This window comes from Pedobacter borealis DSM 19626, from assembly GCF_000708285.2.
GTDB classification, from domain to species: Bacteria; Bacteroidota; Bacteroidia; order Sphingobacteriales; family Sphingobacteriaceae; genus Pedobacter; species Pedobacter borealis.
In genome coordinates this window covers 19,445-42,455 of sequence record NZ_JAUG01000010.1, presented here as the reverse complement: position 1 = coordinate 42,455, position 23,011 = coordinate 19,445, and the positions used below count along the sequence as shown (strand labels likewise).

At 39.5% G+C, this 23,011-nt stretch carries 20 protein-coding genes; 13 read left to right on the top strand and 7 right to left on the bottom strand.

What is annotated here, in order from left to right; genetic code table 11:
* Positions 1-21: 21 nt before the first annotated feature.
* Complete coding sequence (locus AW17_RS04785; RefSeq protein ID WP_029274984.1) at positions 22-723, bottom strand: SAM-dependent methyltransferase; 702 nt, start codon at positions 721-723, stop codon at positions 22-24.
* A 279-nt stretch (positions 724-1,002) separates the two neighbouring features.
* On the opposite strand from AW17_RS04785, the gene AW17_RS04780 reads away from it, so the two are divergent.
* On the top strand, positions 1,003-2,676 hold the full coding sequence (locus AW17_RS04780) for a DUF6600 domain-containing protein (protein WP_029274983.1): 1,674 nt from the start codon (positions 1,003-1,005) through the stop codon (positions 2,674-2,676).
* A gap of 516 nt (positions 2,677-3,192) precedes the next feature.
* On the opposite strand, the gene AW17_RS04775 is transcribed toward AW17_RS04780, so the two are convergent.
* Positions 3,193-3,816: an HAD family hydrolase gene (locus tag AW17_RS04775; protein WP_029274982.1), complete on the bottom strand. Its 624-nt coding sequence runs from the start codon at positions 3,814-3,816 to the stop codon at positions 3,193-3,195.
* Between the two features lie 78 nt (positions 3,817-3,894).
* Here AW17_RS04775 and AW17_RS04770 point away from each other — a divergent pair, with 78 nt between their 5' ends.
* Complete coding sequence (locus AW17_RS04770) at positions 3,895-4,122, top strand: YtxH domain-containing protein (RefSeq protein ID WP_029274981.1); 228 nt, start codon at positions 3,895-3,897, stop codon at positions 4,120-4,122.
* A gap of 63 nt (positions 4,123-4,185) precedes the next feature.
* On the top strand, positions 4,186-5,586 hold the full coding sequence (locus tag AW17_RS04765) for an MBL fold metallo-hydrolase RNA specificity domain-containing protein (protein WP_029274980.1): 1,401 nt from the start codon (positions 4,186-4,188) through the stop codon (positions 5,584-5,586).
* A gap of 856 nt (positions 5,587-6,442) precedes the next feature.
* Here the strand turns inward: AW17_RS04765 and AW17_RS04760 are convergent.
* Positions 6,443-7,381, bottom strand: coding sequence for an SPFH domain-containing protein (locus tag AW17_RS04760; RefSeq protein ID WP_029274979.1), 939 nt, complete (start codon positions 7,379-7,381; stop codon positions 6,443-6,445).
* Between the two features lie 90 nt (positions 7,382-7,471).
* Here AW17_RS04760 and AW17_RS04755 point away from each other — a divergent pair, with 90 nt between their 5' ends.
* Both AW17_RS04755 and AW17_RS04750 read left to right on the top strand, forming a co-directional pair.
* Complete coding sequence (locus tag AW17_RS04755; RefSeq protein ID WP_029274978.1) at positions 7,472-9,514, top strand: M13 family metallopeptidase; 2,043 nt, start codon at positions 7,472-7,474, stop codon at positions 9,512-9,514.
* 113 nt (positions 9,515-9,627) lie between these two features.
* On the top strand, positions 9,628-9,813 hold the full coding sequence (locus AW17_RS04750; protein ID WP_029274977.1) for a hypothetical protein: 186 nt from the start codon (positions 9,628-9,630) through the stop codon (positions 9,811-9,813).
* A gap of 125 nt (positions 9,814-9,938) precedes the next feature.
* Here AW17_RS04750 and AW17_RS04745 read toward each other — a convergent pair whose 3' ends face one another.
* From AW17_RS04745 to AW17_RS04735, 3 genes are all read right to left on the bottom strand, one after another.
* The gene (locus AW17_RS04745; RefSeq protein WP_029274976.1) at positions 9,939-10,121 is read right to left on the bottom strand and encodes a hypothetical protein; all 183 of its coding nucleotides are present in this window, start codon (positions 10,119-10,121) and stop codon (positions 9,939-9,941) included.
* A 235-nt stretch (positions 10,122-10,356) separates the two neighbouring features.
* Positions 10,357-11,454, bottom strand: coding sequence for a CapA family protein (locus tag AW17_RS04740; protein WP_029274975.1), 1,098 nt, complete (start codon positions 11,452-11,454; stop codon positions 10,357-10,359).
* 191 nt (positions 11,455-11,645) lie between these two features.
* The gene (locus AW17_RS04735) at positions 11,646-12,203 is read right to left on the bottom strand and encodes a C40 family peptidase (protein ID WP_029274974.1); all 558 of its coding nucleotides are present in this window, start codon (positions 12,201-12,203) and stop codon (positions 11,646-11,648) included.
* Positions 12,204-12,699: 496 nt separating this feature from the next.
* Between AW17_RS04735 and pdhA the strand changes: the two genes are divergently transcribed.
* From pdhA to AW17_RS04715, 4 genes are all read left to right on the top strand, one after another.
* Complete coding sequence (gene pdhA, locus AW17_RS04730) at positions 12,700-13,695, top strand: pyruvate dehydrogenase (acetyl-transferring) E1 component subunit alpha (RefSeq protein WP_029274973.1); 996 nt, start codon at positions 12,700-12,702, stop codon at positions 13,693-13,695.
* A gap of 30 nt (positions 13,696-13,725) precedes the next feature.
* The gene (locus AW17_RS04725) at positions 13,726-15,402 is read left to right on the top strand and encodes a pyruvate dehydrogenase complex dihydrolipoamide acetyltransferase (RefSeq protein WP_029274972.1); all 1,677 of its coding nucleotides are present in this window, start codon (positions 13,726-13,728) and stop codon (positions 15,400-15,402) included.
* Between the two features lie 148 nt (positions 15,403-15,550).
* Positions 15,551-17,329: a DUF885 domain-containing protein gene (locus tag AW17_RS04720; protein ID WP_029274971.1), complete on the top strand. Its 1,779-nt coding sequence runs from the start codon at positions 15,551-15,553 to the stop codon at positions 17,327-17,329.
* Between the two features lie 236 nt (positions 17,330-17,565).
* Positions 17,566-18,771, top strand: a complete 1,206-nt coding sequence (locus tag AW17_RS04715) for a DUF418 domain-containing protein (protein ID WP_051691637.1) — start codon at positions 17,566-17,568, stop codon at positions 18,769-18,771.
* A gap of 131 nt (positions 18,772-18,902) precedes the next feature.
* Here the strand turns inward: AW17_RS04715 and AW17_RS04710 are convergent, their stop codons facing one another.
* The gene (locus AW17_RS04710) at positions 18,903-19,280 is read right to left on the bottom strand and encodes a GxxExxY protein (RefSeq protein WP_029274969.1); all 378 of its coding nucleotides are present in this window, start codon (positions 19,278-19,280) and stop codon (positions 18,903-18,905) included.
* A gap of 285 nt (positions 19,281-19,565) precedes the next feature.
* On the opposite strand from AW17_RS04710, the gene AW17_RS04705 reads away from it, so the two are divergent.
* The 4 genes from AW17_RS04705 (at position 19,566) to AW17_RS04690 (ending at position 22,913) form a co-directional block, all read left to right on the top strand.
* On the top strand, positions 19,566-20,117 hold the full coding sequence (locus AW17_RS04705; protein WP_029274968.1) for a cupin domain-containing protein: 552 nt from the start codon (positions 19,566-19,568) through the stop codon (positions 20,115-20,117).
* A gap of 68 nt (positions 20,118-20,185) precedes the next feature.
* Positions 20,186-21,418: a serine hydrolase domain-containing protein gene (locus AW17_RS04700; RefSeq protein ID WP_029274967.1), complete on the top strand. Its 1,233-nt coding sequence runs from the start codon at positions 20,186-20,188 to the stop codon at positions 21,416-21,418.
* 433 nt (positions 21,419-21,851) lie between these two features.
* Positions 21,852-22,157 (top strand): YbaB/EbfC family nucleoid-associated protein, encoded by a 306-nt coding sequence (locus AW17_RS04695; RefSeq protein WP_029274966.1) that lies wholly within the window; start codon positions 21,852-21,854, stop codon positions 22,155-22,157.
* Between the two features lie 78 nt (positions 22,158-22,235).
* Positions 22,236-22,913, top strand: coding sequence for a metal-dependent hydrolase (locus AW17_RS04690; RefSeq protein ID WP_029274965.1), 678 nt, complete (start codon positions 22,236-22,238; stop codon positions 22,911-22,913).
* The last annotated feature ends 98 nt before the right edge of the window (positions 22,914-23,011 follow it).

The window sequence follows — 23,011 nt, the reverse complement described above, 5'->3', positions numbered from 1 at the left end:
ATGACGCTCGACTAAGGAAACCTAGTATAACAAAAATATGGTAGGCTGTTTATGAAGATCTATCTCCTCTTTGCGCCAATTATAAACACTTTGAGTTTTAATAAATTCATCTTCTGCAGTAAGATTGCTGGCTACACAAACCTGCGTATTGGGTTTGCAGCTTTTCAGCACTTCTTCAAAAAGCTGGTTGTTGCGGAAAGGTGTTTCGATGAATATCTGTGTTTGTTTATAACGGCTTGCCGATAAATCTAAATCTTTAATCCGTTTGGTACGTTGCTCTTTATCGATCGGTAAATAACCCCAAAAGGCGAAACTCTGTCCGTTAAAACCTGAGGCCATTAAAGCCAGCAAAATCGAACTTGGCCCCACCAATGGTACCACTTTAATGCCGCGTTTATGTGCTTCGGCAACAATATCAGCTCCAGGATCGGCAATGCCCGGGCAACCGGCTTCGCTCATTAAGCCTACATCTTTTCCGGCAGCAAGCTCAACAAAAAACTGACCTAAATCTGTCCGGTTATGTTTGCCATAATCGTGTACGATCAAATCTTTTTGTGGTGTTTTTAAACCAGCCTCTTTCAAAAACCGACGGGCTGTCTTACTGTTTTCTACAATGTAGGTATCAATCTGGTTAATGGTATCAACCAAATAAGGGGTAAAAGTTTTATGTGCTACCTCTTCAGCCAATGGTACGGGAATAAGGTATAAAGTGCCTTTTTGCATGCTACAAAAATACTCACAATAAATAGAATTTAAGTTCTAAAGTTTACAGTAATGGCAATATAATCTCTTTTGTGAACAAAGGTGTAGCAAATTTTATTTCTAACTGACTTATTTTCTGCACAATTAAAATGTGCTTAAAACGTTAAATATTAGTTAAATATGCCTCATAGGGCAATATTTGAAGGAAAACACAGAAACTATGCATGCATATTAAACCTTCTGCATTTTTGGTTCTCTAATTGATACACACACATTAGGTTATTAAAATAAAACACACAAATGAAAACACTGAAATCTACGGCACTTGTGCTGGGGCTCTTTGCGCTCCTTGCCGGAACCACAACCCTTGTCAGGGCACAAGACTATCAAAACGATTACCAGGATGATGGTTACAGCACTGGCAATGTTTCTTTACAGACTTTTTATGATGAACTTTCGCCTTATGGTACCTGGATACAAGACCCTCAATATGGATATGTTTGGCGCCCTGATGTAGATCAAAGCGAATTTCGTCCATATTATACAAACGGACGTTGGGCAATGACCGAATATGGTAATACCTGGGTTTCCAATTATGATTGGGGCTGGGCACCTTTCCACTATGGTCGTTGGGTAATTAACAGTTACAGACAATGGATCTGGTTACCTGATACCAATTGGGGACCAGCCTGGGTAGATTGGAGAAGCGGCGATGGTTATTACGGATGGGCTCCAATGGCGCCAAGTATCAGTATAAATCTGAGCTTTGGCCGTCGTTATTCTGTGCCAGAATTTTGCTGGAACTTTATTCCACAACGTAATATTTATATCAATACTTTCCCAAGATATGATTACGGGCGCAATAATGTATATATCCGCAATACCACCATTATTAATAATACTTATGTTTATAACAGAAGGAGCTATTATGGTGGCCCAAGGGTAGAAGATATCAGACGTGCAACCAATAGAGATGTAACCGTTTATAGATATGCGCAAGGTTCTAGGCCAGGTGCAAGCAGGATTAATAGCAGGGAAGTATCTATTTACAGACCTAGACCAGAGCGTAATGCTGATAACCGTAGTGCTGCACCTAGAAAATTTGAGCAAGGTAATGCTGGCATTAGCAGGGGTGGAAGGAATGAAGGTTATACCAATCGCGATCAAAGAGGCGGTAATAGCAATAATAACGATAACCGTTTTGGATCGAGAGGAGATAACCGTACCGGGCAATCCGATAGGAACAACGGCATTATAGGCAGAGATAATAATAATCAGCCTAATAACAGAGGTGAAGTTTATAATAGAGATGCTAACGGACGTGTTAGTCGTGGCAATACCAATGGTATAGACGGAAGAAACGGACAGGAAAACGTAAACCGTGGTCAAGATCAGCAACGTTTGGAGCAGATGAGACAGCAGCGTTCACAGCAAGACCGTATGAGCCAAGATCAGCAACGTACACAGCGCGATGCTCAAACACAGCAACGTGGTCAGGCAGACCAACAACAACGTGCGGCTCAAATGGAGCAACAAAGGGCACAGCGTAACGAGCAATTTCAACAACAGCGTACGCAACGTGATGCTCAGGGACAGCAACAACGTAATGAGCAGATGCAACAGCAACGTGCACAACAAGCCCAGGCCCAACAACAGGAAAGGACTCAACGTGACGCACAGATGCAACAGCAAAGAAATGAGCAGATGCAACAACAACGTGCGCAGCAGGCTCAGGCACAGCAACAGGAAAGGGCGCAACGCGATGCTCAGGCACAGCAGCAACGCACTCAACAAGCGCAGCAACAACAGCAGGAACGCGCACAGCGTGATGCCCAGGCTCAACAACAAAGAGTACAGCAGCAGCAACAAAGACAAGAACAAAGAAGAACGGAAGCACCACAACAACAGCAACAAAGAGGTGGTGAAAGAAGCGGCTCTGAAGGAGGAAGACCATCAAGAGGTGGTAGAGGATAGATTGATAAGTCCCGATGAAAATCGGGACTTTTTTATTTTAAAGACTTTGTAATCTTAAAATAAGAATTAAAGATTTTGTTCACTCTACTGTTTTGGAAATGAACATTCAGTATTGCTTCGGGAACAGCAGTCCCGTTATCCGCTATAGCTCCGATAAATCCCGATGTAAACCCGGGAGGAGCTGCCGCTGCTACCGGGTTTAGAAACAAAGGACTGTGCAGTTAAGCACCCAATCAAAAATAGCACCACCTAACGGGCCACCTAGACCCGATTGGAGTGAACATTCCGATCCTTCATCGGGATAAAACAGAAAGTGGGAAGAAACCCAAATAGTTGTAGAGAGCTGCTCTTCTAATAGATAGGTCGTCATTGCGAGGCACGAAGCAATCTTAAAGCACACGCTACTGGCGATAGTTATAAGATTGCTTCGTCGGCTGAAAAAGCCTTCTCAATGACGATACTTTCCAAGGTTATCATCTCCTTAATTTCAATGTCACGAGAAAAAATGTGGTTATGTTACTGTCCCGCCGCTGCATGAAGCTTGCTTAAATCAGTTCCCCTAAAAGTACTTTCGGCATTTGGATGCAGGTTTTCGGGGTCTAATAAAAATGTCTCAATACCGAGTTCAAGTCCGAATTTAATTTCCGATTCTGCATCATCACCTATAATTAAAATATCATCTGTGTTTAAGTCGTACTTGTCAATAAGTAGTTTAAAAGCTTCTTTTTTATTGGTGGTCGAAACATCCACAACATGCACGGCTTCAAAATCATCAGCAATGCCCAACATCTTTACTTTTGAAGTTTGCTGTTTTGAGAAACCTGCAGTTACAATAAATTTCCGGCCTTTAAGACTTTTAATGTAATGATAATCATCACTTGGGTTTAAGGGGCTGGTTACTTCGCGGTTTTTTAAATAATCAACTGCCCGATCTATAGCAAGTTGTTTAAAGCCATATTTTTTGGCTACTTTTTGGAAAGGTGTTCTCAGCATTTCTTTTTTCGATGTTTGATATATCTCATCAGTAATCCCTAAATCTTCCTCATCTAAAAGCTGGTATAAACCGCTCATTAACTGCGCTTCGTTAGGTTTGGTAAAATAGATGGTATTGTCTAAATCGATAAAAAAAATATGCTTCATGTAAATGGAATGATTTATGTTGTAATAAAAGCAAAACAACAAGTGCCAATTAATGTTTAATTATTAAAGAATAAAGTTATGACAAAGGAAACAAAAATTATAGTAGGCGTATTAGCTGGAGCAGCACTTGGTGCAACAATCGCATTGGCATTATCTTCAGATTCGACAAGCGATTTAAAAGGTAAAGTATCAGATTGGTTAGCAGATATTTTAGATTCTTCAAAAGATAAACTTGCTGGTTTAGCAGACAAAGCATCGGGTGTAGCTGATAAGGTGAAAGATAAAATAGCAGAAATAAATGCATAAAGAATTGGAAGTGCCGGAAATATCCGGCATTTTTATTCTATATATTTTCTAACCACCATCTCGATGAACATTGCTTTTCATGGTGCCGCCCGTACTGTTACGGGGAGTAAGCACCTTATTACCTTAAAAAACGGCACCCAGATTTTATTAGACTGTGGCTTATTCCAGGGAATGGGCCGTGTTACCGATAAATTAAATGATCTTTTCGGCTTTGATGCCAAAAAGGTTACTTACCTGGTTTTATCACATGCGCATATAGATCATTGTGGCTTATTGCCTAAATTGGTTGCAGAAGGATTTGAAGGTAAAATTTTCTGTACTTCGGCAACGATGGATCTGGCCCGCATTTTAATGATGGATTCTGCCAAAATCCAGATGCAGGATGCAGAGTTTTCTAACCGCCATCTGCGCGAAGGCGAAGAAATGGAAGAACCACTGTACACCGATGAAGACGTTACCAAAACGGTTAGTCAGATGAAGATTGTGGAGTATGAAGAGGACTTTGAGATTGAAGCGGGAATCCGATTAAAGTTTACAGATGCAGGTCACATTTTAGGCAGCGCTGCGGTTCATCTTACCATTACCGAAGATGGAAAACCTACGCGGATTACCTTTTCTGGCGATGTTGGCCGTTATGGCGATCTGCTTTTAAAAAGTCCGCAGCAGTTTGATCAGGCCGATTATATCTTAATGGAATCAACCTACGGCGATTCGCTACATAAAGATCTCGATCCGATCGAAAACATGCTTTTAGAGATTATTAATAATACCTGCAAAGTAAAAAAGGGCAAGGTAATTATTCCTGCCTTTGCCGTTGGCCGTACTCAAGAGCTGCTTTATGCTTTAAATGGGCTTGAGTTAAAAGGTAAACTGCCTGATGTATTATACTATGTAGATAGTCCTTTATCATCAAAAGCGACTGAAATTCTTAAAAACCACCCTGAGGTATACAATAATGGGGTTAAAGAGACTTTAAAGGTTGATCATGATATATTTGGTTTTAAAGGCCTGCGTTTTATCGAAAGTGTAGAAGAATCGAAAGCTTTAAATGCCGATCCCAGGCCATGTGTAATTATTTCTGCATCAGGCATGGCAGAGGCCGGCAGGGTAAAGCACCACATCAGGAACAATATTGGCAACCAGAAAAATACCATTTTAATGGTGGGCTATTGCGAACCTAAATCGCTTGGGGGTAGGTTAATTGCCGGACAAAAAGTTGTGGAGATTTTCCGCGATGAATATGAGGTTAAGGCCGAAGTGCAATCGATAAAATCGATGAGCGCACATGGCGACTATGAAGATTTATTGCATTTTTTATCAGGTCAGGATCCAGCTAAGGTAAAACAGCTGTTTTTGGTACATGGAGAATACGAAGTACAGCAACATTTCGCCAGCAAATTGAAAGATGCAGGTTTTAAACATGTGGCTATCCCCGAATACCATCAGGTATTTGAGATTGAATAATTTTGAGGTGCTGGTTTGGTTTTTAATTGTTCTAATAGGATTATAAATCCTAAGTTCTTAAGACGGGATTACAAATCCCGACTAACAGTATGCTGGTCTGGATTTGTAATCCGGACCTTTCTGCTTCCAGCATATTCCTTACAGGCCAGCTCTCCATTCGGAGTTTTCTGCTTTCTTTACGGTAATCCCATTTCCGGTAGTACTACTCGGACGTTTAATGTTCAGCCCTTCCTTTCTAAAAAAAAAAAAAGTACTATGGCCTCTGCTGACTTCTGCGGGACCAGTTATGTATCGCTACAGAACCTTGTTCCTTCGGGAGGCGCATCTCCCTCCGGCAACGGCCCGGCAGATCTCCCCGGGTAAGAACGCAAACTTTCTCTCCATATACCTGTCGAATATACAGCAGGATGTTTCGGATAGTTTAGGGCTTTGTTTTGTTATGCAAACTCACCCACATCCAACTGCCTAATTCGCTTCCTGTTCGTCAGGCCGGAGATTTACCGCCGGCTTCCTTCAGATTCCTCCTCACAGAGGACACCCTTGCCTTAAGTTAACGCTTCCCACTATCAAGGCGCGTTCGGGACTTCCACCCTAGAGTTTGCGCCCGTGCCGGGCGCACATAAAAAAAGGCCGCTTTAGCAAAACTAAAGTGGCCTTTTTTGTAATTAGATTTCAGAGTTGTCAACTTTAATAACCAATTCGCTAGAAAGTTGACAACTCTAAAGGCATATTAGACATTTGGAATTTTGTGGTGTCGGATATTCCTATCCGACGCTAAACAATATTATCTTTAATCTATTTAACTGTCAGATGGTAACATCTGACAGCACGACAAACCTCCGAGGTCTAAATATACTTATTTCTTCGCCGTTGGCTCAGTTTGTTTATTCAACTGCATGGCCATCATTTCTTTCATGGTTTTATTCATGCCATCGGCACTGCCATCAAGAAAAATAACGTTTCCATCTCCGTTTTCTGCAAAATGTTTAATCGATTCAGTCCACATGGTAAATAAGATTACCGAAATATCCAGGTTGGCCTGCTCCATTTCCTGAGCGGCTTTACTCATACCATGAGCTACCTCTGCACGGAATAAAGCGATACCCTGCCCGCGTAACTGTGCAGCCTCGCGCTCGGCTGTAGCTGCAATTTTAATCGCATTACCATCCGCCTCAGCGGCCTTGGTTTTAGTAATTAATAATGCCTGTCCTTCGTTCTCAGCCGCTGCTTTTAAGTTGTTTGAAGCGACCACACGACTCATTGAACGCATAATTTCCTCATCAAAGGTAATATCATTCAATTGAAGATCCTGAAGATGATAACCCCATCCGTCTAAAACCTGATCGATCTGTTCCTTAACGTGAAGTACAATTTCGTTGCGTTGGGCCAATACGTTTGCCTGCTTTTGTGTGGCCACGTAAGCCCTGATCGAACCTTCAATGGTCCTGATTAGTGCCTGCATTAAGTTGGTCGCATCTACAAACTTAAAAGCTACATTTTTGATCGTTTCTTCATCCTGGTTTACCACAGAATACAATAGCATGGCCTTGAAATATACATTGGCCTGATCTTGTGTTACCGCTTGAAACGACAGCTCTACAGAGCGGTTTTGAATGGAAATACGAGAATAAATCTGCTCTATTAATGGAATTTTAAAATTTAAGCCTGGCCTTAACTGGCGGCGGTACTTGCCGAAAACGGTTACCACCGCAATGGTTCCCTGTTTAACGGTAACAAACGAGCTCAGCAGGATAATAAATCCTATAACAGCTATAAGGTAAATGGTGTATTGCATAATTAGATTTTTTTATGAAGTTATAAAAAATTCATACAAACTACATCAGACATTTTGTAGCTTTAAGTTTTTCTAACTAATTCATAAACAATGAAAATTAAATTATTTCTTCCCGCGGCCGGCGTATTGCTTTTTGCTGCTTGCCAGAATAAAAGCCATCAAGATGCCGATGTTGCGAATGCACGCACCGAATTTTTCGATAAAGCCGGCATGGATACCACTGTAAAACCTGGTGATAACTTTTTCCTGTATGCCAATGGGAAATGGATGAAAAATACCGAAATTCCAAAAACCGAAACAGGCTGGGGTTCTTTTTATACTTTATATAACGATAACCTGAAAAATCTGAACAGTATTCTTGAAAATGCTTCAAAAGCTAATGCTGCCAAAGGAAGTACCGAACAGAAAGTTGGCGATTTCTATACCAGTGGAATGGATACCCTTACCATTGAGAAATTGGGCATTGAACCTATAAAGCCGCTCTTAAGTAAAATAGATGGGATTAAAAACGATAAGGATTTAATTAATTTTGTTGCCGACGGCTATAAAGATGGTGAGGGAGATTTATTGGGCTTTGGTGTAGAACCAGATGATAAATTAAGCACTAAAAATGCTTTATCATTTTCGCAGGCCGGTCTTACCCTGCCTGATCGCAGCTATTATTTAGAGCAAGATGAGAAGGCAAAAAAAATCAGAGCCGAATACATTAAATACATCACAAAAATTTTTAGCCTGGCAGGCGATTCTGCTAATGCAGCTAAATATGCTGACAATATTTTAAAACTGGAAACGGCGATTGCACAGTCGCATTCAACTCCTGTTCAACTGCGCGATCCACAGAAGAATTATAACAAAATGACTGTGGCTGATTTTCAAAAACAGACCCCGAACATAGAGTGGAAATCTGTTTTAAGTAAACTGGGTGCAAACACGGATACCGTTATTGTTAGGCAGCCAAAATATTATCAAACTTTATCGGCCCTGGTAAAAAGCCAGCCTATCGAAATCTGGAAAGAAAAATTAAAGTTCGATGCTTTAAACAGATCGGCTAATGCCTTTACCAAAAAGTTCAGAGATGCAAAATTCGATTTTTTCTCTAAAACACTATACGGTCAACAAGCACCAACAGAAAGATGGAAAGCTATCGTAAATTCTACCGATCGTAATTTGGGCGAGCTTTTAGGTCAATTATATGCCGAAAAGTATTTCAAACCAGAGGCCAAAGAGCGTATGTTAACCCTGGTAAACAATTTACAGAAAGTATATGCAGAAAGAATCCAGAAGGTAGATTGGATGACACCTGAAACCAAAAAGAAAGCTTTAGAAAAACTAAACGCTTTTATCAAAAAAATCGGCTATCCTGATAAATGGAAAAAGTATGATGATGTTGAGGTTTCGAAAAACACTTATTATGCAAATCTTCAGTCGGCAAGTAAACATGCCTACAAAGAAATGATGGATAAACTCGGCAAAAATGTTGATAAAACCGAGTGGGGAATGACTCCACCGACGGTTAATGCCTATTACAATCCGTCTTTCAACGAAATTGTTTTCCCGGCCGGAATTTTACAGTTCCCGTTCTTTGATTTTACCGCAGATGACGCCATTAACTATGGTGCAATAGGTGCTGTAATTGGTCACGAAATGACGCATGGTTTTGACGATCAAGGTCGCCAGTACGATGCAGTAGGCAATTTAAAAGAATGGTGGACAAAAGCCGATGCTGATAAATTTAAAGCTAAAGCCGGTAAAGTAGAAACATTTTACAATAACTTCTCGCTGTTGGATAATCAGCATGTAAACGGTTCATTAACATTGGGCGAAAACCTTGCCGATATTGGTGGCTTAAACATTGCATACGATGCCTTTAAATTAACTGAGCAAGGAAAAGGCGATAAAAAGATTGATGGTTTTACTCCTGACCAACGTTTCTTTTTAAGCTTTGCCCAGGTATGGAGAATCAAAACCCGCGATGAAAGTATGCGTGTAAGGTTAAAAACAGATCCGCATAGCCCGGAGATGTTCCGTGTAAACGGTCCTGTTTACAATATGGAAGCATTTTACAAGGCATTCAATATTCCTGCAACAGCAAAAATGTATGTAACTCCGGCAAACAGATTAGGTGTTTGGTAAGTTACCTTTTCATTTAATAAAAGAAGTCCATTTCAGTCAATGAGATGGACTTCTTTGTTTCCTTAAAACAAAAACGATGATATTTTGTCTTTACCTTATTAAATAATAATCATATGAATGTAAAACGCACTTTTGGAACCATATTAACCGTACTTGGTATAATTGGTTTAATATACGCTGGCTATGGTTTTGTAAGCCACAGCGAAAATACAAGGGGATTAATGGTTTATGGCATCATCGGACTTATATTCTTTGTATCAGGAATTGGCTTGGTGAAGAACACAAAGGACGAAAGTTAAACTAGGTTTCTCCTAAACTTTTTAGATAGCACAAACAATACAAAGCAGCTCCGATGGCTAAACCAAGATAGATCCGATCTTTAAAGTTATCAGCCTTCGTAGCCTGTAATATAATTGCAATCATACTATTGCTTCTTTTTGTGCTTGATGATCTGGTACTGGCTAAAAGCAACCAGGCAACCCGCCAGAATAATAATTCCTGCAGACAATAGGTTCTCGGAATTTTGGTTGATGTAGTAGGCTGCTACCAATACTAAAATTGCAGCTGCAATACCTATAATATAATGAAGTATTAATCCTTTTTTCATCGTTATATAATTATTAATTTATTGCTCATTGTCTTCAATGGCATTAATGAGCCTGCAAAAGCTCGGTTTATTTTTAAAGGTGATGAAGCGATCAGGTTTTTCACCAATGTAGCTGTTGTAACGGTTTTCAAGAAGGCTTGAGCCGTTTATTCATCCCACTAATGTGCTTTGAAAAATCATGATGGTTTCATACGACAAATATTCTGAAATAAATTGAGATTGATGTCGCAGAAGATTAATCTTTTAAACTGATCTTGTTATCAGCGAATTTTAGCTGATGGCCAATGAAATCAATATCTGTCAATTCTTTAATCCGTTTAAAGGCACCATAATTATCATCCAGAGTTAAACGGTTAATCTTATCCTGTTTAACTGATGTGATATCTGCATATAGAAAATCGCCCTTCGCATTTATTTTTAGTTGAAGCAAGGGCGCAATAGCATTATTGCCTTTTAAGCTAAACATCCCATAAGTGCAAAAATTACCCAGGCTGTAAGCGATGAATTTATTTTTATACACTTCAACAGCCCGGGTTACATGCGGGCCATGCCCCAGCACTACATCGGCACCGGCATCAATAACAGCATGTGCAAAGGCATAAACATTACCTCTGTTCTCTTTATAAAAAATTTCGTTTTTACGGGGAACATGTTCAAACCTTGCGCCTTCACCACCGCCGTGAAAAGAAACAATCACAATATCGGCCATCAATTTTAAGCGGGCAACCAAAGCCTTGGCACTGTCGATTTTATTAATCGATACCGTATTTTCGTTTGGCGCAAAGGCACAGAATGCATATTTTATACTATCTTTTTCAAAAACTTCAAAAGGTTTGTTTACCTGCCCGGCATAATGGATCTGCAGCGAATCTAAAATCCTTGCCGTATTTTTTCTTCCCCTGGCATCAAAATCACCAACATGGTTGTTGGCAATGCTCAAAACATTAAATCCTACATCCTTGTATATCCCGGCATAGCGCTCCGGCATTCTAAAAGCATAGCAGTTATTCGGATTAATGCCGTTACATTTGTTCGAATTGCCTGAGTTGAGAAAACAGCCCTCTAAGTTTCCAAAAACAATATCTCCTTTTAATAAACGATCAATCGCCTGGAAGCTGTTTACAGCATCATCAGGAGGGAGGTTGGTTTTAGATGGAAAAGCGGAGCCGAGCATAATATCGCCTACAGCAGTAATGGAGATAGTATCTTTTATTTTTCTGATTAACGTATCTTGCCTGGCTACATGCGTTGTAATCTGCGCATTATTGCTCGTGCAGCTGATTGTGATAATGAGAACAAAGGGAAGGACTAAGATGGTGTTGATGAGCTTCATTAGTAATTTTATTTTAAAATATTGTTCGCTATCTTAAATAAGATAGAAAGATAGCGAGAAAGATCCTGAAATAAATTCAGGATGACGATCGCTTGAAAAATGCTAGTTCAACAAAAAATCCTCCAAAATTTCTTTAGGAGGATTGTATATGTTTTTTACTGTCAACCGAAAATGGCCAACTGTTAACTGAACTATTCTACTGTAAATTCTTTCTTAAACGATTCTAAAACGCGACCGCCTTTGTAAAAATAACGGCTGTAATAAGGCTCGTTCAAGTTGCTGATTACTACACCACGAGAACTTGATGCATGTGCAAATCTGTTATCGCCCAGGTAAATACCAACATGTGAAATACTTCTGCTTTTAATCTTGAAGAAAACTAAATCGCCCTCTTTTAAATCTTCTTTAGACAGTGGATCCACCATACTAAAAATATCGCGCGAATTTCTTCTGATGGTAGTGTTGAAAACTTTATCGTAAATCGCTTTAGTGAAAGCCGAACAATCGATCCCTCTTTTGGTGTTTCCACCATAACTATAAGGCGTTCCGATCCATTCGTAAATAAACTTGTACAGTTTTAAATTCGAAGTTGCATCTACCGCAACACCCATAACCTGCGAAAAATATTGTGATGCAAGGTTGTCAGGATCATTTAATTCTTTACCAGATTCTTTTGTTTTTGTTTGCGCAAATGCGGCAGAGAGCGTGCAAATAGCAATTAGAGTAGAAAACAAAAATTTTTTAATCATGTTATACAGTTATGTTTGGGTATTCACTTACACATTAACGTACACCACATGGGCTTATTGTTGGTTGCCAAAAGTATTAATTATACAAATGTTATCCAAATGTTAGACGTTAAAAAACGAAAGTTATTAACATTTTTGTTTTCCCGCCATCATTTTTTGTGATAAACACCTCCTAAAAAATTCATCTTTTCTAAAAAAACGATTTACTTCTGTTCGCTAAACAGGAATAAATCGATGTTATTTTAAATTATGAGAATAAGCATATATACAGAATTAAATTTCAGAATAAATTGATTCCATATTATGATAAAGGGTGTTGATTTAGTTATAAGAAATCAGTGTTAAATCGATATCGGTTACCAGGATTTGTATTTAATTGTAAAACAACTGTTAAATCTGATTATAACCCTAATACTATGATGTTTTTACACTAAAAAGTGCCAAAAATTACAATAAAAAAATTAGATTTGCTGTCGCAAAAAACAAATACCCTAAAATGAGTGCAGTAGAAATAAATAAAGATACCTGGTTAAAGTGGTTTGAGTCGATGTTGCTTATGCGCAAATTCGAAGAAAAAACTGGCCAGTTATACGGACAACAAAAAATACGTGGCTTTTGTCATTTATACATTGGACAAGAAGCTGTAGTTGCAGGTGCTATATCTGCAATGCAAAAAGGTGATTCAATGATTACAACATACCGTGATCATGCTCATGCCTTAGCTTTAGGAGTTAGTGCTGATAGTATTATGGCAGAAATGTATGGTAAAGCTACAGGTTGCTCTAAAGGTAAAGGTGGTTCAATGCACATGTTCAGTAAAGAGCATAACTTCTACGGCGGTCATGCAATTGTTGGCGGTCAGATTCCGTTAGGTGCCGGCGTTGCTTTTGCAGAAAAATACAAAGGAACTGATAATGTTAACATTTGTTACATGGGCGATGGTGCTGTGCGCCAGGGTGCATTAAACGAAACTTTTAACATGGCCATGCTTTGGAAATTGCCTGTTATTTTTGTTTGCGAAAACAATGGTTATGCAATGGGTACCTCAGTACAACGTACCACTAACATGACCGATATTTATAAAATAGGTTTAGGTTTTGATATGCCATGTGCGCCAGTTGATGGTATGGATCCGGTTGCTGTTCACAATGCAATGGACGAGGCAATCCAACGTGCACGTAAAGGTGAAGGACCTACTTTCTTAGAAATGAGAACTTACCGTTACCGTGGTCACTCCATGTCAGATCCGGCAAAATACCGTACCAAAGAAGAATTAGAAGATTATAAAGCAAAAGATCCGGTTGAGCATGCAAGAGAAACGATTCTTAAAGAAAAGTATGCAGACCAAGCCTGGATTGAAGAAGTAGAAGCTAAAGTAAAAGCAATTGTAGATCAGGCAGTAAAATTTGCTGAAGAATCTCCTTGGCCTGATGCATCTGAATTATACAAAGATGTATATATGCAACAGGACTACCCTTATGTAATGGACTAATATTAATAAGATTTCAATTAATTAGATATAATGGCTGATGTAATTAAAATGCCCAAAATGAGCGACACCATGACCGAAGGGGTTTTGGCGAAGTGGCATAAAAAAGTGGGCGATAAAGTGAAAAGCGGCGATGTTTTGGCAGAAGTAGAAACTGACAAAGCAACAATGGATATGGAATCTTATTGGGATGGAACTCTTTTATACGTAGGTGTAGAAGAAGGAACAGCTGTTCCCGTTGATGCAATCATGGCCGTTATTGGTAAAGAAGGCGAAGATTATAAAGCAGCATTAGAGGCAGAAAAAGGTGCAGCGGCTCCAAAAGCCGAAAGTGCTGACGCTCCTAAAGCTGAAGATAAAAAAGAAGAGGCTGCACCTGCTCAAGGCGGTGGCTTAAGCGAAGAAGAATTAGCAGCAAAAGGTGTTACGGTTATCCGCATGCCTTTGTTAAGCGATACCATGACTGAAGGCGTAATTGCCGAATGGCATAAAAAAGTTGGCGATAAAGTAAAAGATGATGATGTTCTTGCTGATGTAGAAACCGATAAGGCAACTATGGAAGTAATGGGCTACGCAACCGGAACTTTATTACACATCGGTGTAGAGAAAGGTGCTGCCGCAAAAGTAAACGGAATTATCGCAATCGTTGGTCCTGAAGGAACTGATGTGAGTGGAATTTTAGCGGGCGGCTCAACTCCGGCTCCAAAAGCCGAAAGTGCTGAAGCACCTCAAGAAGAAAAATCTGCAAATGTTGCAGAAATTGAAACACCAAGAACCTCATCATGTGGTACAACTGCAGACAACGCTGATAGCCGCGTTAAAGCATCTCCTTTAGCTAAGAAAATTGCTAAAGATAAAGGGATCGATTTAGCACAGGTTGCGGGTAGTGCAGAAGGTGGCCGTATCATTAAAAAAGATATCGAAAACTTTAAACCAAGTGCAGCGCCAGCAAAAGCAGAATCTGCATCAGCTCCGGCTGCCGAGAAAGCTGCTGCACCAGCACCAGTTATTCCTCAATTTGTGGGTGAGGTTAAATTTACAGAAGCTCCGGTTTCGCAGATGCGTAAGGTAATTGCAAAACGTTTAGCAGAAAGTTTATTTACTGCTCCACACTTCTACTTAACCATCAGCATTGATATGGATAATGCAATGGCTGCACGTACGGCTATTAACGCAGTTGCTCCTGTTAAGGTTTCTTTCAACGATATCGTAATTAAAGCGGTTGCTGTTGCATTGAAAAAACACCCGGCTGTTAACTCATCATGGGGCGGCGATAAAATCAGATTTAACGAACATACCAACATTGGTGTAGCGATGGCTGTTGAAGATGGTTTATTGGTGCCGGTAGTGCGTTTCGCTGATGGCAAATCTTTATCACACATCTCTGCAGAAGTAAAAGATTTTGGTGGTAAAGCAAAAGCTAAAAAATTACAACCAGCAGATTGGGAAGGTTCTACTTTCACCGTATCTAACTTAGGTATGTTTGGTATTGATGAGTTTACTTCAATTATCAACTCTCCTGATGGTGCAATTTTATCAGTAGGTGCTATACAACAGGTTCCTGTTGTTAAAAACGGTGCTGTTGTTCCTGGTAACGTAATGAAATTGACTTTAGGTTGCGATCACCGTGTGGTTGATGGTGCAACCGGAGCACAGTTCTTACAAACATTAAAAGGTTTATTAGAAGAGCCGATCAGGTTATTAGCATAATACTTTGTCATCCTGAGCTTGTCGAAGGATCTCATTATAAAACTTCAAAGCCATCCTTTAAAAAGGGATGGCTTTTTTGCGTTAAGAAGGGCTACACTTAAATGGCTAATAATTTGCTATTTTTGATTAGAACCTTAACCCAAAATAAATGAAAAAGATATTTCTTTTTGCTGCCTGTATTACGGCTTTTGCTGCCTGTAAACAAAAAAGCAGCTCGGACAATACCACCGAAAACAAAGCTTTTGCAGCCTTGTGCGAACAATACTACCAGGAAGGATTAAAACTGAACCCCATTAACGCCACCTATATTGGCGACGAGCGTTATAACGACCTTTTAGCTAATGATGGGTCGCAAGCCTATATAAAAGAAATTAAAAGCTATAACGAACGTTATTTAGATAGCCTCGGCAAATATGATAGAGAAAGCCTAAGTGCAAACGACAAATTATCTTTCGATTATTTAAAAGATCAGTTGGATATCAATATCGAAGGGCTTAAATATCACTTCGAATACCTGCCGTTTAACCAGATGTTTGCTTTGCCTTTAACCATTGGTCAGTTTGGTTCCGGTACAGGCATTCAGCCTTTTAAAACGGTAAAAAATTACGAAGATTGGTTAAAACGTATTGATGCGTTTTCGGTATGGGCTGATACCGCCATTGGCAATTTTAAAAAAGGCGCTGCCGCCGGTATTGTATTGCCGAAAGCATTGGTGATTAAAATGATTCCTCAAATGCAGAGTATGGTTGTGGCTAAACCCGAAGAAAGTTTATTTTATGGGCCGATCAAATTAATGCCTGCAAGTTTTTCTGCAGCAGATAAGCAGAAGCTTACAGAAGCTTACCGCAATTCGATCACTAAAGTAATTATCCCTACCTATAAAAAATTGGGCGATTACCTGCAGAACGAATATTTGCCAAAAACAAGAACTACCTCAGGCTATTCTGCCATGCCAGGTGGCTTGGCCTGGTATACTTATCTGGTTAAACAACAAACTACCACCAGTAAAACGCCTGAAGAGATCTATCAAACGGGCTTAAAAGAAGTTGCCAGGATTAAAGGCCAAATGGATAGCATCAAAAACTTAGTTGGATTTAAGGGCGATTTGAAGGCTTTTTTCGAATACATGAAAACTGATAAAAAATTCATGCCTTATAAAACACCAAAAGAAGTATTAGCTGCTTTTGAAAACATCCATCAGCGCATGAAACCTAATTTGAAAAAAATGTTTGATGTTGAACCTAAAACACCTTTCGAAATCCGCCAAACAGAAGCTTTCAGAGCAGCATCGGCCAGTGCAGAGTATAATCAAGGTTCGGCTGATGGGTCTCGCCCAGGAATCTTTTATGTGCCAATTTTAGACGCTAAAACATTTAACACGACCTCGGGCATGGAATCTCTTTTTCTTCACGAGGCAATTCCAGGTCACCATTATCAGATTTCTTTAACCCAAGAAAATAAATCACTTCCTAATTTCCGCCGTTTTGGTGGACATAATGCTTATGTAGAGGGTTGGGCATTATATTGTGAATCATTAGGTAAAGAATTAGGCCTATACCAGGATCCTTACCAGCATATGGGCGCTTTGGGCGATGAAATGCATAGGGCAATCCGTTTAGTGGTTGATGTGGCCATCCATACCAAAAACATGAGCAGGGAAGAAGCCATAAAATATATGACAGACAATGAAGCCATCAGCACTGAAGGTGCAACAGCAGAAATTGAACGTTACATGGGCATACCTGCACAAGCTTTAGGCTATAAAACAGGTGCAATGAAAATAAGAGAGTTGAGAACCAAATATGAAAAAGAATTAGGTCCGAAATTTAAATTAGCCGCTTTTCATACTGCAGTTTTAAAAGATGGATCGTTCCCTTTATCTGTTTTTGAAGCGAAGATGGATACCTGGGCAGAAAGCCAGAAGTAAAATTGAGAGGCTGTATCATAAATATATATGTCATCCTGAGCTTGTCGAAGGACCCGTTTAAATACGCTTTAAGGTGTTTCGACAGGCTCAACATGACAGCATCTGAGGTGAAATCGCCTTTATGACACAGCCTCTTTTTTGTCATTCATCATCATTATATTATTTGTAACCGGGACCATTAGATTCTAATAAAATATTCTATCGTGCCTTTAAGCAAGATAATTAATTTCTACTGTATGAATACCTTACCAAGCCAACCTATTCAACTCAATCAGCGCACGATGATTATTGATATACTTAGAGGCTGGGCGCTTTTAGGTGTTGTTTTGATGAATTATTATGATTTTTTTGTACTGGATAAAGACCCTGTTCTCTTCAAGCCAGATGGTTTAACCGACGGCTTGATGTATTTCTCAAAAACAGTTTTTGCAGCCAAATCGTGGACAATGTTGAGTTTGCTTTTTGGCTACGGTTTTGCTGTTCTAATGAACAACATAGGCAATAAGGGGCAGAATCCTTATACTTTTTTTGCAGGTCGCATGTTCTGGCTGCTGGTGCTCGCATTAATTAACAGTGCATTGTTTTTTGGCGATATTCTAAAAGATTACGCCATTTTAGGAATATTACTGTTATTTTTCTATCAAAGATCAGCTAAAACCACTTTTGCGGTAAGCCTGGTGCTCTTGTTGATTATCCCGGCATTAAGTGCTTTTGTCAACTCGCTGCACGACACTGGCCGCGAGGATATCACAAAACTGTTTTACCTCTACAGGAGCAATCACCTGGTAGATGTACTGTACTTCGGACTAAAAGGCACCTATGTTGCCCAAATGATCAGTAAGCCGTACTTATATACCGTACATGTTGTAATGTTCTGTTGTTTTTTATGGGGTTTTAGCCTGTACAAGATCAATTTCTTTAATGCATTGCCAACCAAAATAAAGCTGGTAAAAAAAATGTTTTGGATTTCATTGGGTGTTACCCTAATGCTTTCTGCCTATTTTCCTATTATCGATAAATTAAAGTGGAACGTTAAGGATTATTATAACATACGTTATTGGCTAATTTTAAGCACCATGTTATTTATTTCCAGCGCCATTTGCTGGCTGTATATTTCAGGTAAATGCAAAACCTTTTTGGGTAATTTGGCAGTTATGGGCAAAATGACCCTGACCAATTATATGGTACAAAACCTGATCGGCCTGCTTATTTTTTCTGGCTTTGGTCTTGGTATCTGGACATCAATGCCAATAGGCTTTTATTTAATATTGGCGATTATTATTTACGCATTGCAGGTTTACTTTAGCAAATGGTGGCTTTCGAGGTATAATTATGGCCCCATCGAGTGGATCTGGCGCCAGTTAAGCTATGGAAAAAGATTACCGCTTAAAAAGTTAGCTGGGAAGCCTCTTAACTCTAGTACTGAATATCAACAACCTTAATCTGTGCGAATCTTCTTAAATCTGTGGAACAAAACCCAAATAGCAAATTGTTTCCCGCAGATATCACAAAGTGCGCAGATAAAAATAGTTGAAATCTGAATTAATCTTCTTAGATCTATAGAAAACATTTATTAAAGGCCGTTCACTTTTCTCCAGATTGATTGTGATATGTTTGAAGAATTAAAATTAACAAGCATTCCAAGTCGTAAGCCAGAAAGTTTCAGGTAAGTAAGTACTTGCTTATGGTGAACTGGCGCAAGTATTTCTACTGATTTTATTTCGATAATGACCAAATCGTTTATTAATAAATCTATCCGATAGCCAGCATCGAGGGTTATACCTTCAAAAACAACTGGCAATTTTACCTGTTGCTTAACATCTAAGCCATTTCCGGTTAAAACATAAGCCAGTACCGTTTCATAAACGGATTCTAATAGCCCGGGGCCTAATGCATTGTAAACTGTAAATATTGCACCCCTTATTTGATAGGAGATATCGTTCTCATCCATAGTATAAAAATTTAATGGGTATTCTTAAATCAGGATGATTAACTAAAAATATTATAATCTCTGTAATTATCAAAATTCTAAGAAAAAGAAAGCGACTCTGCGTCGATCTTCTTAAATCTGCGGGAGAAAACCTAAACGCAATATTGTTCCCGCAGATATCGCAACGGACGCGGATAGATAAATGAACCACAATCTGCGATAATCTCCTTGGATCTGCGGGAGAAAAGATCGCGATCTGTAAACCCTTTGCCCATTACTTTGTTAACTATTAAACACCCGCAAATCATGGACAAAGAAAAATTGATACAAGAAGCTTATTTAGTTGCACATAAAATAGAGGAGAATGGCAATTTTCCGAACAATCCTACTTTACCGTTAATGATTTACAAAGGTACATTTAGGTTGCACCCTGATGATACCGAAGAAGTAATCAAGAAAGTTTTTGCACAGAACGGGTATACCAATGCCTGGGTTGATGGTATTTTTGATTACCACCACTACCATAGCAATACGCACGAAGTAATGGGGGTATTTTGTGGCAAGGCCGATGTACAGTTTGGAGGCGATCATGGTGTTTGTATAGAACTGGATAAAGGTGATGTAATTATTATCCCTGCAGGTGTGGCACATAAAAAACTGAACTCAACCGACGACTTCACTGTTGTTGGCGCATACCCGAATGGCTCAGACTACGATATTAAATATGGCAAAGCCGAAGAGCGCCCTGAAGCAGATGAAACCATAGCCAAAGTAAAAAATCCAGACAGCGACCCCGTTTATGGAAGTAAAGGTCACTTATTTGAATGCTGGTACAATCAAAATTGCGAAAATGTGTAAAACTCTTTCGTTTTAACCGTCTAAAATTCTTTAATTTTCGGGTTTTAAATACACTATCCCTAATATAAATGAATTTTCGATATATATGTTCAGCATTAGCCCTCTCTGTAACTTTACTAACTGCATGTTCAAGCAAAAAATCTGAAGAGAAAAAGGCCGCTGAAAAAAAAATCCGCACCAAAGACGACGACAAAGCTGATAGCCTCTTACTGGTTTATAATCCGCAAAAAGGTGATAAATGGATTGCTGATTTTGTAGATAACCTACACCGGAAATTCAATTTCAACGGAAATATGCTGGTAGCCAAAGATGGAAAAATTCTTTACGAAAAAGCCGTCGGATGGGCCGATTACCTGCACCGCGATAGTTTAACCATCAACTCGGAATTTGAACTGGCTTCGATTACCAAAACCTTTACCGGTACAGCGATTATGCAATTGGTAGAAGCCGGCAAACTTTCATTGAACGATAACGTAAAAAAATTCTATCCTAATTTCCCCTATGAGGGCATAACGGTGAAGTTATTACTTTCTCACCGTAGTGGCATGATGAACTATGTTTATTTTATTGACGATATCTGGCGTAAGGAAAAGCGCAACATGAAAAAAGGTGTAACCAATCAGGAAGTAATGAATGTTATTGCTGAGCGAAAACCAAACCCATATACTAAACCCGATAACCGCTTTCACTATAACAACTCAAACTTTATGGTTTTGGGTGCCATTATAGAAAAGGTTACCGGACAACGTTACTCACAGTATATGATGGAGCATGTGTTTAAACCAGCCGGATTAAAGCACACGCATGTGTATAGCACCACTGAGTATGAAAAAATTCCGGTTGATGTGGTTGGTCATGACCGCAATAGTTTTAGATATTCTGTTGCGCAGAATTTTTTAGACGGTCCTGTTGGAGATAAAGGCATTTATAGCACGGTACACGATTTGGTATTATTTGATAAATACTTGAAAAACGGAAGATTACTGACCAAAAAAAGCCTTGATTCGGCATATGTGGGTCGCAATAAACCTATAAATGGTCATTTTAACTATGGCTATGGTTGGAGGATGTTCGATGGTGAAAAGATGGACAAAGTAGTTTACCACACAGGTTGGTGGCATGGTTTCCGCCATATTTATGTGCGAGATTTAGACAAGAATATTGTAATCATATTTTTAGGTAACCTTACTAATGGCAGTTTGATGCATCTTGACGAGCTGTACAAACACTTCAATATGCCGGTTATCCGCAAAGGGGCTTACCATGGCAATGGCAGTTTACCTGGAAGTGATGAAGATTAATTACGATATTTAGACAACAGAGAAATCAGCATTTTGCTCCTGTCGAGTAGTGTCATTAAGTTAAAGAGAAAACAAAAAACATTGTCATCCTGTCCAAAGGACTCCTACGGAGAGCCTGTCGAAGGACAAATGTTTTTTCGTTTTTGACTATAGAAAGGCCTTCGACAAGCTCAGACTGACAACGGCAGAGTACTCAACTCCATTGACATTGCCCATCAGGTTTAATTGATTGGGTTGTTAGCAGAGCCTAATTGAACAGGATTTAACTGCATAGCCCTGGGCGAAGTGGTATCCCTGTAGCGCAGCGAAAGGATATAACGAAGAACGGGAACAAACATTGATCTGGTTGCTGCACCTGCGCTTCAAAAACAAATATTTCTTTCACTAAAAATCAATTTACCTTAATTTCGTTTTATAATAAAAACAACAAGTTATGTTCGATAAATTATTTTCGGCTCAACAAAAAGCCGAGGAAATTAAAAAACGCCTGGATACGATCTCAGTATTTGGCGAAGTTGAAAATGGTGCCATAAAAATCACCGCTACAGCAAACAAGGCCATCACCGGAATTTCCATTGATGAGGAGTTTTTGAAAAATGCCGATAAGGAAGAATTAGAAGAACTTTTGTTAACGGCTATTAATAAGGCTATGGCTAGCGCCGAACAGGTAAGTGCCGCCGAAATGCAGGCATCGGCACAAGATATGCTCGGGAGCTTAGGCGGTATGTTTGGACAATAAAACCATTAGTTAACTTAACTGTTTATCCTAAGAAGAATCGATCTTGCTACTCGAGACTCAAATCTTGATACTATTATTATGAAATATACCTATTACGGCCAATCTTGCTTCCTGTTAGAGGCAGCCGGCAAAAAATTACTATTCGATCCCTTTATATCACATAATCCATTAGCTAAACATATAGATATTAAAGCCATTGAGGCCGATTATATACTGGTTAGCCATGGCCATGGCGATCATGTGGCCGATCTGGTAGCACTGGCCAAGCAAACGCAAGCCACCGTTATTGCCATACCAGAGGTAACCAGCTGGGCAGAGAAACAAGGCGTAGAAAAAGTACATGCAATGAATTTTGGCAAATTTACTTTCGATTGGGGAACGGTACGCATGGTGCCAGCTACCCACTCATCGGGTTTGCCAGATGGAAGTTATGGAGGAAACCCGGCAGGCTTTGTACTTGAAGTGGATGGCAAACAGATTTACTTTGCAGGCGATACAGGTTTAACCATCGAGATGAAAGTTTTGGCTGATATTTACAACCTGGATTATGCCATTTTACCTATCGGCGGAAATTATACCATGGATGTTGATGATGCTTTGGTTGCGACTAAATATTTCGACTGTGATCATGTAATCGGCGTACACTACAATACCTTTCCGGTAATCGAAATTGATACTCAGGCTGCGTTAGATAAATTTAAACGCGAAAACAAAACTTTATTATTGCCAGAAATTGGTGAAACAATAAACTTATAGCCTCGTGCGGATTACAAATCCGCCGTTTGAACGGTCGTGATTGCAAATCACGACCAACGAAAACCGTCATTTCGAGCGGAGTGCAGCGTAGTCGAGAA